Origin of the sequence: Streptomyces sp. 8L (assembly GCF_020176795.1) — a bacterium.
Taxonomy (GTDB): Bacteria; Actinomycetota; Actinomycetes; order Streptomycetales; family Streptomycetaceae; genus Streptomyces.
Genome location: NZ_JAIUKE010000383.1, coordinates 1 through 12,569 on the forward strand (window position 1 = coordinate 1; position 12,569 = coordinate 12,569).

10 protein-coding genes are annotated in these 12,569 nt (G+C 71.0%); 1 reads left to right on the forward strand and 9 read right to left on the reverse strand.

Annotated features, from left to right (window positions below):
- Positions 1–507 precede the first annotated feature (507 nt).
- On the forward strand, positions 508–3,705 hold the full coding sequence (ileS, locus tag LCE31_RS27665) for an isoleucine--tRNA ligase (protein WP_225018913.1): 3,198 nt from the start codon (positions 508–510) through the stop codon (positions 3,703–3,705).
- A 202-nt stretch (positions 3,706–3,907) separates the two neighbouring features.
- Here the strand turns inward: ileS and LCE31_RS27670 are convergent, their stop codons facing one another.
- The 9 genes from LCE31_RS27670 to ftsW form a co-directional block, all read right to left on the reverse strand.
- The gene (locus LCE31_RS27670) at positions 3,908–5,209 is read right to left on the reverse strand and encodes a DivIVA domain-containing protein (RefSeq protein ID WP_225018915.1); all 1,302 of its coding nucleotides are present in this window, start codon (positions 5,207–5,209) and stop codon (positions 3,908–3,910) included.
- Between the two features lie 55 nt (positions 5,210–5,264).
- Entirely contained in the window at positions 5,265–5,555 is a 291-nt protein-coding gene (locus tag LCE31_RS27675; RefSeq protein WP_225018917.1) for a YggT family protein, read from the reverse strand.
- Between the two features lie 68 nt (positions 5,556–5,623).
- Positions 5,624–6,238 (reverse strand): cell division protein SepF, encoded by a 615-nt coding sequence (locus tag LCE31_RS27680; protein WP_225018918.1) that lies wholly within the window; start codon positions 6,236–6,238, stop codon positions 5,624–5,626.
- Positions 6,239–6,366: 128 nt separating this feature from the next.
- Positions 6,367–7,086 (reverse strand): YggS family pyridoxal phosphate-dependent enzyme, encoded by a 720-nt coding sequence (locus LCE31_RS27685; protein ID WP_225018920.1) that lies wholly within the window; start codon positions 7,084–7,086, stop codon positions 6,367–6,369.
- A gap of 4 nt (positions 7,087–7,090) precedes the next feature.
- Positions 7,091–7,822, reverse strand: a complete 732-nt coding sequence (gene pgeF / locus LCE31_RS27690) for a peptidoglycan editing factor PgeF (RefSeq protein WP_225018930.1) — start codon at positions 7,820–7,822, stop codon at positions 7,091–7,093.
- Positions 7,822–9,042: a cell division protein FtsZ gene (gene ftsZ / locus LCE31_RS27695; protein ID WP_225018922.1), complete on the reverse strand. Its 1,221-nt coding sequence runs from the start codon at positions 9,040–9,042 to the stop codon at positions 7,822–7,824. Before ftsZ ends, pgeF begins: the two co-directional genes overlap by 1 nt.
- 285 nt (positions 9,043–9,327) lie before the next feature.
- Positions 9,328–10,122 carry a cell division protein FtsQ/DivIB gene (locus LCE31_RS27700; protein ID WP_225018924.1) on the reverse strand — a complete coding sequence of 265 codons (795 nt, stop codon included), beginning with the start codon at positions 10,120–10,122 and terminating at the stop codon, positions 9,328–9,330.
- Between the two features lie 43 nt (positions 10,123–10,165).
- A complete protein-coding gene (gene murG / locus LCE31_RS27705; RefSeq protein WP_225018926.1) occupies positions 10,166–11,260 on the reverse strand; it encodes an undecaprenyldiphospho-muramoylpentapeptide beta-N-acetylglucosaminyltransferase in 1,095 nt (364 codons plus the stop codon).
- A gap of 6 nt (positions 11,261–11,266) precedes the next feature.
- Entirely contained in the window at positions 11,267–12,568 is a 1,302-nt protein-coding gene (gene ftsW / locus LCE31_RS27710) for a putative lipid II flippase FtsW (protein ID WP_225018928.1), read from the reverse strand.
- Position 12,569: the final 1 nt, after the last annotated feature.

Below are 12,569 nucleotides of genomic sequence, written 5' to 3' on the forward strand. Positions count from 1 at the left end.
CCTTTTGTTCCCTCCCCCGCCCTCCGCCGGTCCGTCTGCATCCGTTGTGCCCAGCAGCCCGACCGGTAATCCGCGCTTCCGCGCCCACCGGCGACGCGCCGGAGCCCGTGACCCCGGGTATGGCCATCCGGGTCACGCACACCCGCCCGGCGCACCCCTGCTCCGCGCCCGGTCCGGCCGGCCGCGGGCGGAACCCGGTGGGGCGCGGTCCGCGGGGCCCGTACACTGGCCACAGCGACAGGCGTGGATGGGGACGAGTAGCCCGAGAGCGGCCAGGAGCGACCCGGGGACGGTGCGAGCCCGGGGGCAGGCGCGGTGCGAAGGATCACCCCGGAGCCGCCGGAAGAAAACCCGCCGTGACCGGCGGGCCACTAGACCCGGCAGCGCGACCCCAATGAGGGGGCCCCGGGTGCGGTGCGCCCGGTGCCAAGGAGGGTGGTACCGCGGGAGCCCGTGCTCTCGTCCCTCCGGACGGAGATGCCGCAGTCCCGCCGGAGGAAGCGCCCGATGACATCAGTGACCCCGCCGGCCTCGCCGCAGTACCGCCAGGTACCGGCCCAGGTCGACCTGCCCGCCCTCGAACACGCCGTGCTCGACTTCTGGCGCGAGTCCAGGATCTTCGCCAAGTCCATGGAGCGGACCGAGGGCCGTCCCGAGTGGGTGTTCAACGAGGGTCCGCCCACCGCCAACGGCATGCCGGGCGCGCACCACATCGAGGCCCGCGTCTTCAAGGACGTCTTCCCCCGCTTCCGCACCATGCGCGGCTACCACGTGCCCCGCAAGGCGGGCTGGGACTGCCACGGCCTGCCGGTCGAGCTCGCCGTCGAGAAGGAGCTGGGCTTCGAGGGCAAGAAGGACATCGAGGCGTACGGCATCGCCGCGTTCAACGACCGGTGCCGCGCGTCCGTGGCCCGGCACACCGACGCGTTCACCGAGCTCACGAACCGGATGGGCTACTGGCTGGACACGGACAACGCGTACTGGACGATGAGCCCCGAGTACGTGGACTCCGTCTGGTGGTCCCTGAAGCAGATCTTCGACAAGGGCCTGCTGGTGCAGGACCACCGTGTCGCCCCCTGGTGCCCCCGCGACGAGACGGGCCTGTCCGACCACGAGCTGGCGCAGGGGTACGAGACGATCGTCGATCCGTCCGTCTACGTGCGCTTCCCGCTGACGTCGGGGCCGCTCGCGGGCCGCGCGTCGATGCTGGTGTGGACGACCACGCCGTGGACGCTGGTCTCGAACACGGCGGTCGCCGCGCATCCCGACGTGCGGTACGTCGTGGCGACCGACGGCCAGGAGCAGCTGGTCGTCGCCGAGCCGCTGGTGGAGAAGGCCCTGGGCCTGGGGGCCCCCTCCGGCCCGGAGGGCCTCGGGGGATGGGAGCTCACCGGGGAGTCGTTCACCGGCAAGGAGATGGAGCGCTGGACCTACGAGCGCCCCTTCGAGCTGATCTCCTTCCCCGAGGGCACCGAGGCGCACTACGTCGTCAACGCCGAGTACGTGACGACCGAGGACGGTACGGGCCTCGTCCACCAGTCCCCCGCCTTCGGCGAGGAGGACCTCATGGTCTGCCGCGCGTACGGCCTGCCGGTGGTGAACCCGGTCCGCCCGGACGGCACGTTCGAGGACGACGTGCCGCTGGTCGGCGGCGTCTTCTTCAAGAAGGCGGACGAGGCGCTGACCGAGGATCTGCGCGAGCGCGGTGTGCTGTTCCGGCACGTCCCGTACGAGCACAGCTACCCGCACTGCTGGCGCTGCCACACCGCGCTGCTCTACTACGCGCAGCCGTCCTGGTACATCCGTACGACGGCCGTCAAGGACCGTCTCCTCGAGGAGAACGAGAAGACCAACTGGTTCCCCGAGTCGGTCAAGCACGGCCGGTACGGGGACTGGCTGAACAACAACGTCGACTGGGCGCTGTCCCGCAAGCGCTACTGGGGCACCCCGCTGCCGATCTGGCGGTGCGCGGGCGAGGAGTCCCACCTGACCTGCGTCGGCTCCCGCGCGGAGCTGACCGGACTGACCGGCACGGACCAGTCGGAGCTCGACCCGCACCGCCCGTTCATCGACGAGGTCACCTTCCCGTGCCCGCACTGCGGCGAGACGGCGACGCGCGTGGACGAGGTCATCGACGCCTGGTACGACTCGGGTTCGATGCCGTTCGCGCAGTACGGCTACCCGTACAAGAACAAGGAGCTGTTCGAGCGGCGCTACCCGGCGCAGTTCATCAGCGAGGCGATCGACCAGACGCGCGGATGGTTCTACACGCAGATGGCCATCGGCACGCTCGTCTTCGACGAATCGTCGTACGAGAACGTCGTGTGCCTCGGCCACATCCTCGCCGAGGACGGCAGGAAGATGTCCAAGCACCTGGGCAACATCCTGGAGCCGATCCCGCTGATGGACCAGCACGGCGCGGACGCGGTCCGGTGGTTCATGGCGGCGGGCGGTTCGCCCTGGGCGGCGCGGCGCGTCGGCCACAACACGATCCAGGAAGTCGTCCGCAAGACGCTGCTGACGTACTGGAACACCGTGGCCTTCCAGGTGCTGTACGCGCGCACCGCGGGCTGGGCGCCGTCCGCGGCCGACCCGGCGCCTGCCGACCGCCCGGTGCTGGACCGCTGGCTGCTGAGCGAGACGCAGGCGCTGGTCGACCAGGCGACGCGGGCGATGGAGGCGTACGACACCCAGCGCACCGGCAAGCTGCTGTCCGCGTTCGTGGACGACCTGTCCAACTGGTACGTGCGCCGTTCGCGCCGCCGCTTCTGGGCGGCCGACAAGGCGGCGCTGCGCACGCTGCACGAGGTGCTGGAGACGGTGACCCGGCTGATGGCGCCGCTGACGCCGTTCATCACCGAACGGGTGTGGCAGGACATGATCGTCCCGGTGACGCCGGACGCGCTGGAGTCGGTGCACCTGGCGGCCTGGCCCGAGGCCGACCTGTCGGCGATCGACCCGGAGCTGTCAAGCCAGATGGCGCTGGTGCGGCGGCTGGTGGAGCTCGGCCGGGCGACGCGCGCCGAGTCGGGCGTGAAGACGCGGCAGCCACTGTCCCGGGCTCTGATCGCGGCGTCCGGCTTCGAGTCGCTGCCCGCGGGCCTGCGGGAGCAGATCACCGACGAGTTGAACGTGTCGTCGCTCGCGACGCTGTCCGAGGTGGGCGGCTCGCTGGTGGACACGACGGCGAAGGCGAACTTCCGGGCGCTCGGCAAGCGGTTCGGCAAGCGGGTCCAGGACGTGGCGAAGGCCGTCGCGGCGGCGGACGCGGCTTCGCTGTCGCGCGCACTGCGCGAGGGCACCGCGGCGGTCGACGTCGACGGTGAGTCCGTGAGCCTCGCCCCCGACGAGGTGATCATCACGGAGACCCCGCGCGAGGGCTGGTCGGTGGCGTCCGACGCGGGCGCGACGGTCGCCCTCGACCTGGAGATCACCCCGGAGTTGCGGCTCGCGGGCCTGGCCCGCGACGCGATCCGGCTGATCCAGGAGGCGCGCAAGAACAGCGGCCTCGATGTCGCGGACCGGATCGCGCTGCGCTGGCGGTCGGAGTCGGACGAGGTCGCCGAGGCGCTGACGCGGCACGCGGGTCTGATCTCCGACGAGGTGCTCGCACCTGAGTTCGCGGAGGGAGAGCCGGACGCGGGCTACGGCGAGGCCTTCACGGACGAGGGGCTGCGCCTGACGTTCCACCTGCGCAAGGCGTAACGCGCGGCCGGGGGGGGGCCCCGGCCCCCCCCCGGGGGGGGGGGCGCCCCGCCGGCCCCCCCCCCCCGGGGGGGGGGGGGGGGGGCCCCCCCCCCCCCCCGGGGGGGGGGGGGGGCGGCCCCCCCGGCCCCCCCGCCCCCTTTTGTGCGGCCTGCCGACGGCCGAACAGTCGTGGTTCACGCGCCTGAAGCGCGCTCCGGCCTCAGTTGTCGTCCTCGTCGATGAGGAAGCCGCGCATCGGCGACGGAGCCTGCTGCATCGGCTGCGGCGCCTGCGGCCTGACCGGTGCCATCGGCTGCGTCATCGCGGGCGACATCTGCTGCTGGCCGCCGTACGACGGTCCCGACGAGGGTCCGCCGTGGCCTCCCATGGACGGCGCGCCGCCCATGGTGTGCCCGAGCGACCCCGCGCCGGCCGACGCCATGGAGGGCGACGGCGGCAGCGACGGCGCGGACGAAGGCGTCCTCGGCGGCGCGAGCGAGTCGTCCGCCTGGGTCTCCAGCTGACGCAGCTGGCTCTCCAGGTAGGACTTCAGACGCGTGCGGTACTCGCGCTCGAAGCCGCGCAGGTCTTCGACCTTGCGCTCCAGCGTGGCGCGCGCGGACTCCAGGGAGCCCATCGCGACGCGGTGCTTCTCCTGCGCGTCCCGCTCCAGCGCGTCCGCCTTGGCTCGGGCGTCCCGCTCCAGACCCTCGGCGCGGCTGCGGGCCTCACCGACGATCTTGTTGGCCTCGGACCTGGCCTCGGCGATCGCCTGGTCGGCGGTCTGCTGGGCGAGGGAGAGGACACGGGCGGCACTGTCGCCGCCGGGGCCGCCGGGCTGGCCGAGCTGCGGCGCGTGACCCATCGGGCCGGGACCGCCCATCGGTCCGCCGGGTCCGCCCATGGGGCCGCCCATCGGACCGGGGCCGCCCATGTGCTGCTGCATCTGCTGCCCGGGGCCGCCCTGCATACCGGGACCGCCCTGCATCGGGCCTCCCTGCATACCGGGACCGCCCTGCATGGGACCACCCTGCATACCGGGGCCGCCCTGCATGGGGCCTCCCTGCATGCCGGGGCCACCCTGCATCGGGCCGGGGCCGTGCTGGCCCTGGGGGCCGTGGCCCTGCGGACCGCCGGGGCCCTGGGGACCCTGGGGGCCGTGCGCGCTCGGACCCGCGGGCAGCTGCGGCGGTCCCATCTGCGGGGGCTGCTGCTGCTGCGGGGGTCCGGATATGGCGGCGGGGACGGGACCCCCGGGACCGCCTTGGCCCTGCGGGCCGTTGGGCCCCTGCCGGTCCTGCGGTTCGGGAGCCTTGCGCATGCTCTGCTGCTGCTGGTTCTGCGCGGCCGCACGCGTGGCGGCGGCCAGTTTGGCGCGCAGGTCCTCGTTCTCGCGGAGCAGGCGAGTCAGTTCGGCCTCGACCTCGTCGAGAAAGGCATCGACCTCGTCCTCGTCATAGCCTTCTCGGAGGCGGACGGTCGTGAACTGCTTGTTCCGCACGTCCTCGGGGGTCAACGGCATCTCTTCTTCACCTCTACGTAGTCGTCGGCAGTCGGCAAGACCGTATCGTCCACACTCATCCCGCGAACCCGCCTACGACGGAAATCAGAATGTAAACGATGATCATCAGAACGAAGAAGGACAGGTCGAGTGCCACGCCCCCGAGACGTAGCGGCGGGATGACCCGCCGCAGAAGCTTGAGCGGTGGATCGGTGACAGTGTAGGTGGCCTCAAGAACGACCACCATCGCCTTCCCGGGTTGCCATGAACGTGCGAACTGGAAGACGTAGTCCATGACCAACCGGAAGATCAGCACGATGAGGAAGCACATCAGAGCGATGTAGATCACCTGCAGCGCCACGCCCATCCGCGCTTCCCTCTCCCCTGACTCACTCGGTCCGGCCCGGGGCCGGTGTCGTTCCCGGTGCCGTGTTCTCAGCTCTGGTTGAAGAATCCGCCCTCTGCGATGCGGGCCTTGTCCTCCGCCGTGACATCGACGTTAGCAGGAGACAGCAGGAACACCTTCTGGGTCACGCGTTCAATGCTGCCATGCAGACCGAAGACCAGTCCTGCCGCAAAGTCGACAAGTCGCTTCGCGTCGGTGTCGTCCATCTCGGTCAAGTTCATGATCACGGGGGTACCTTCGCGGAAGTGTTCCCCGATGGTACGGGCCTCGTTGTAGGTCCGCGGGTGCAGCGTGGTGATGCGGTAAGGCTCCCGCTCCGACACGACCTTGGGCATGATCACCGGTGCGTTCTTCTCCAGACTCGGACGTTCAGGTGTGATGGATGCCACGGGGGCGATTCGCGCGGGTCGTCCGCTTTCCGCCGCAACCGACACCGGCTCGCGCTCCCGTTCACGCTGCGGGGGCGGCCCCGGCACCCGCACGGGTTCCTCGCGCTCCAACTGGTGCACGGGCTGGCGCCGGTGCTCCCGTTCGGGCTCCGGTTCGGGTTCGAAGTCGTCGTCGGGGTCGAAGCCCCTTCCGTCGTACCCATCGTCCTCCACGAGGCCGAGGTACACCGCCATCTTGCGCATCGCGCCGGCCATGCTCCGGTTCCTCCGCTCTGTGGTGGATCGGATCTCCTCGTCACCAAGTGTCCGCGATCCACTCGGCCTGCCCGCCTTGCGGCGGAAATGACCATATTTTCTACTCTGGTCCGACTTGCTTCGCGACGTTACCCGAGCCGGGGTCGGACTCCGAGGACCGCCGTACCGACGCGTACATGTGTCGCACCCGCCTGTACGGCCTCTTCGAGGTCCGAGCTCATCCCCGCCGACACCATGTTCGCAGCCGGATGGTCCGCGCGCAGGCGGGACGAGATTTCCACCAGCCGCTCGAACGCCGCGCGTTGCCGTCCCGCGTACGGTCCGGCCAGCGGGGCGACGGTCATCACTCCGTCGAGCCGCAGTCCTTCTGCCCCGGCCACCGCCGCGGCCAACTCCTCGACCCCGTCCGGCGCGACACCGCCCCTCGCTCCGCGCGCGCCGGACTCCGCGTCCAGCGCGACCTGGATCAGACAGCCGACCTCGCGCTCCCGGCGGACCGCGGCCGCGGACAGCGCGGACACGAGCCTCGGCCGGTCGACCGACTGGACCTCGTCGGCGTAACCCAGCACGGATCTCGCCTTGTTCGTCTGCAACTGTCCCACGAAGTGCCAGTTCAGCGACAGATCCGCGCAGGCCGCGGCCTTGGGTGCCGCGTCCTGGTCGCGATTCTCCGCCACTTGGCGCACCCCGAGCTCGTACAACGCGCGGACGTCTTCCGCGGGATGGGTCTTGGTGACCACGATCAGGGTCACCTCGTCCGGGTCCCGGTCCGCCGCGGCGCACGCGGCGCGGATGCGGTCCTGAACCACCGCGAGATTGCGGGCCAGTTCGGCCTTGCGGTCGGTCATGTCCTCAACCCAGCCAGACATAGCCGGCGAGCCGGCCCGTGGTGCGGTCGCGGCGGTACGAGTAGTGGTCCGCCGATTCGAGCGTGCAGACCGGCGAACGCCGCGGGTCGCGCACGCCGAGCCGGGCGAGTTGGGCGTGCACGCCAGCGGTGACGTCCACGGACGGCGTGCCCCAGCTCGTCTCCGCGTACGCCTCGGGCACGGCGGCTGCGACCTCGGCGCGCATGGCCTCCGGCACCTCGTAGCAGCGCCCGCAGACGGCCGGTCCCGTGTACGCGGTGATCCGGGCGGGTTCGGCGCCGTGCTCCACCATGGCGGCCACCGCCGCGGGCACGACCCCGGCGACGAGGCCGGGGCGTCCCGCGTGCGCCGCGGCGGCGACCCCGGCGACGGGATCGGCCAGCAGGACGGGCACGCAGTCCGCGGTCAGGACCGCGAGCGCGAGGCCGCGTTCGCGGGTGACCAGCGCGTCCACCGACGGAATGTCAACGTCCGCTTCCCAGGGGCCGGTCACGGCGGCGACATCGGCTCCGTGCACCTGGTTCATCCAGACCACCCGGGCCGAATCGAGGCCCAGCGAGGCGGCGGCGCGTTTCCGGTTGGCGAGGACCGCGGCGGGGTCGTCGCCCACCGCGCCGCCGAGGTTGAGCTCCTCGTACGGAGCGGCGCTCACCCCGCCCCACCGGTCGGTGAAGGCGAAGTGGGCGCCGCCCGTGGTCGCGAGGGATTCCCGTATCACTTCAGGAAGTCCGGGACGTCCAGTTCCTCGGCCTGGCTGTCCTGGTACGGCGGACGGGTCGGCGGAACGTGCGGGGTGGAGACCGGCGGGAGCGGCTTCTCGGCGACCGGGGCCGCGGGCTCCATACCGGACTTGGGGCCCTCGTCCGGGCTCGGGACGGTGCCGAGTCCGCCGGAGGTCGGGCGCCCGCTGTCCAGCGGCCGGCTTCCGGACGGCTCGTCGCGCTTGCCGGAGGTCGAGCCGAGCACCGTCTCGCGCCGGGTCGGCGGCTGACCGCCGTCGAAACCGGCCGCGATCACGGTGACCCTGACCTCGTCGCCGAGCGCGTCGTCGATGACCGCGCCGAAGATGATGTTCGCCTCGGGGTGGGCGGCCTCGCTGACCAGCTGGGCCGCCTCGTTGATCTCGAACAGGCCGAGGTCGCTGCCGCCCGAGATGGACAGCAGGACGCCGCGGGCGCCGTCGATGGACGCTTCCAGCAGCGGCGAGGAGATGGCCATCTCGGCGGCGGCCACGGCGCGGTCGTCGCCGCGCGCCGAGCCGATCCCCATCAGGGCCGAGCCCGCCTCGGACATCACGGACTTGACGTCCGCGAAGTCCAGGTTGATCAGGCCGGGCGTGGTGATGAGGTCGGTGATGCCCTGGACACCGGACAGCAGGACCTGGTCCGCGGACTTGAACGCGTCGAGCACGCTCACCTGGCGGTCCGAGATCGACAGCAGCCGGTCGTTGGGGATGACGATGAGGGTGTCGACCTCTTCGCGGAGTTCGGCGATGCCGTCCTCCGCCTGGTTGGCCCGGCGGCGCCCCTCGAAGGTGAACGGCCGGGTGACCACGCCGATCGTGAGGGCGCCCAGCGAGCGGGCGATGTTGGCGACGACGGGCGCGCCGCCGGTGCCGGTGCCACCACCTTCGCCGGCCGTGACGAAGACCATGTCGGCCCCCTTGAGGACCTCCTCGATCTCCTCCCGGTGGTCCTCCGCCGCCTTGCGGCCGACCGCCGGGTTGGCGCCGGCGCCGAGGCCCCGGGTCAGTTCGCGGCCGACGTCGAGCTTGACGTCGGCGTCGCTCATCAACAGGGCTTGCGCGTCCGTGTTGATCGCGATGAACTCGACACCCTTGAGACCGACCTCGATCATTCGGTTGATGGCATTGACACCACCGCCGCCGACACCGATGACCTTGATGACTGCGAGGTAGTTCTGCGGTGCTGCCACGTCGAAGGCCTCTCGCCTCGGGTTACGTGCCGTCGCGCGGACCAATCCACTGCGCGACGACTGATGCCGATGGGACGGTCCGAATCGCCGACCCAAACCCTAACGTTGAAGTTTAGGGTTAGTAGTGTGTCCGTTCTTGGGCTTCTTTGGACTCTTCCGAACAGGACACTAAGGCGACAAGTGGCGGACGTTCAATGAACACGCCGAACCTCCCGTGTTTCTTTTCACCCTATGTGATCACCCATAGCGCTGGCCAACCAGGGGTCCTGCCAGCGGAAACGTCCGTCAACTCACCGACGCCGCGGGTGCACTGGGCGCACTCACGTCGAAATGGTCCGCCTTCGGAACGGCTTTGAGGAGAGCGGAGAGCGCACGTGCCTTCGCGGCGCCGTCCTCGCCGCTTCCCCACATCACCGTACGACCGCCGGACAGCTTCAGGGATACAGAATCGTACGATCGCACTTCAAGGGACCGGGTGGCACGCGTCACTTCGGGCGGCAGCGAGGCCCGCACGGCGGCCGCCTCGCGCAGCAGCCTGGCGGTGGGGAAACGCGGCGAGGCCGCCTTCGGATCGATCGCCAATTCCAGCAGCGGAACACCTGCGGGCGCTTTCCCGACCGTGTCGAAACGCACACCCTTGGCGTCGACTTCGGTGAACTCGGCGCCCTTCTCCATGACGAGTACGGGCTTTCGTTCGGTCACTTTCAGTTCGGCCGTATGCGGCCACGACCGCGTCACGTCCACCGAATCGACGCGGGGAAGCGCCCGTTCGACGCGGGACTCGACCGCGCCGGTGTCCAGCGAGATCAGGGGCGACCCCAGCGGCACCCGGGCGGCGTCCGTCACCTGGCGGGGGGTCAGGACTCCGGTGCCCGTGACCTTGACCCCGGTGAGCTTCAGCCAGGAGGAGCCGTAGAGCAGCCAGAGGACGAGACCGAACAGGACGGCCACCGCGGCCAGTACGACGATCAGCCTGCGTCGCGTGCGGCGCCGGCCCCCGCCCTCGTCGCCCGGGCCGGGGCGGCCGGGCTCCGACCGCGGGTGCCGCGCGTCGCGCTCGGCTGTGGTCGGTCCGGCCATGTGCCCCTGCCTCTCGCTCGGTTGGGCCCCGCTGGGGCCCGCCTCACGCCTGGCGGCGCGCGGCGATCGCCTCGTACACCATGCCGACGAGCAGGTCGTCGGCGTCCCTGCGGCCGAACTCCGAGGCCGCGCGGGACATCTCGTAGAGCCGGTGCGGGTCGGCCAGTACCGGGAGGACGTTGCCCTGCACCCACTGCGGGGTCAGTTCCGCGTCGTCGACGAGGAGCCCGCCGCCCGCGTTCACCACCGGCTGGGCGTTGAGCCGCTGTTCACCGTTGCCGATCGGCAGCGGTACGTAGGCGGCGGGCAGCCCGACGGCGGAGAGCTCCGCGACGGTCATCGCGCCCGCGCGGCAGAGCATCATGTCGGCCGCGGCATACGCGAGGTCCATCCGGTTCACGTACGGTACCGGGATATAGGGCGGCATTCCCGGCATGTTGCCCACATGCGGCATTTCATTCTTGGGGCCGACCGCGTGGAGGATCTGGATGCCGGAGCGCTGGAGCACAGGAGCGGCCTGCTGGACGACCTCGTTGAGTCTGCGCGCGCCCTGCGAGCCGCCGGAGACCAGCAGCGTCGGCAGGTTGGGGTCGAGGCCGAACGCGGCCCGCGCCTCGGGCCGCACCCGCGCGCGGTCGAGCATCGCGATGGTACGGCGCAGCGGGATGCCGATGTAGCGCGCGCCCCGCAGCTTGCTGTCCGGGGTGGAGACGGCGACGGCCGCGGCGTAGCGCGACCCGATCTTGTTGGCGAGGCCCGGCCTGGCGTTCGCCTCGTGGATGACGATCGGGACGCCGAGCCGCTTGGCCGCGAGGTAGCCGGGCAGCGCCACATAGCCGCCGAAGCCCACGACGCAGTCTGCCTTGGTCCGTTCCATGATCTGCTCGGCGGCCTTGATGGTGCCGCGCAGCCGCCCGGGCACGGTGATCAGTTCGGGCGTGGGCTTGCGGGGCAGCGGCACGGCGGGGATGAGCGCGAGTTCGTAACCCCGCTCGGGCACGAGCCTGGTCTCCAGGCCGCGCTCCGTGCCGAGCGCGGTGATCCCGGTGGTGGGATCGGCCCTGCGCAGGGCGTCCGCGAGGGCGAGCGCGGGCTCGATATGGCCGGCGGTCCCGCCACCTGCGAGTACGACATGCACCGAAATTCACCGCTCTCCGGACGGCCGTTGCTTGACGCGCCGTCTCATCGTCATCCATCTCAGCCCGCCCGGCTTCCTGCCGAGGACGGGCCCCCGCATGGCGAGCGCCGCCTTCGCCGCGGGCTCCTGTCGCGCGAAGGCGATCAGCAGCCCGACGGCGAACATCGTCGGCAGCAGGGCGGACCCCCCGTAGGAGAACAGCGGGAGCGGGACGCCCGCGATCGGCAGCAGGCCGAGCACGGCACCGATGTTGACCACGGCCTGGGCCGTGATCCAGGTGGTCACGCCACCCGCGGCGTACCTCACGAAGGGGTCCTCCGTGCGTCCGGCCACGCGGATACCCGCATAGCCTAGAGCCGCGAAGAGAGCGAGGACCGACAGCGTCCCTGCCAGACCCAGTTCCTCCCCGGTGATGGCGAAAATGAAGTCGGTGTGCGGTTCGGGAAGCTGGCCCCATTTCTCCACGCTCGCGCCGAGCCCCGAGCCGAACCACCCGCCCCCCGCGAGCGCGTACAGCCCGTGCACCGCCTGCCAGCACTGGTCCTGCGGGCCCGGCATGTTCGCGCCGACGCAGCTGAGGCGGCCCATGCGGTTGGGGCTGGTCTTGACGAGCATGCCGCCGATGGCGAGGGCGACGCCGAGGACCCCGGCGAACAGCCGGGTGGGGGCGCCCGCGAGCCAGAGCAGGCCGAAGAGGATCGCCGTGAGGATGATCGCGGTGCCCAGGTCGCCGCCGATCATGATCAGGCCGAGCAGGAAGAAGGTGCAGGGCACGAGCGGCACCAGCAGATGCTTCCACTGGTTGAGCAGGCGCTTCTCCTGCTTGCGCGCGAGCAGGTCGGCACCCCACAGGACGAGGGCGAGCTTGCCGAACTCGCTGGGCTGGAGCTGGAAGGAGCCGAAGCCGATCCAGTTCTGGTTGCCGTTGACCGACTGCCCTATCCCCGGCACCTGTACGAGCGCCATCAGGAACACGGTCACGAGGAGCAGCGGGTACGCGAGCGCGCGGTGCAGTTTGACCGGCATGCGGGTGGCGATCAGCAGCAGGACGCCGCCGATCACCGCCGCGAGGAACTGCTTGCGGAAGAAGTACGAGGCAGGCAGCGACAGCTCCAGCGCCTTGATCATGGACGCCGAATAGACCATGACGAGGCCGAGCACGATGATCAGCAGCGCGCTGCCGATGATCAGGTAGTACGCGGTGAGCGGCCGGTCCCAGGCACGCCTGAGCTGCTCGAACCTCCGCAGGAGCGCGGCGCCGCGGGGCGGCCCGCCGGCCGGGCGCGGGGCCCCGGGCCGGTGTCTTATT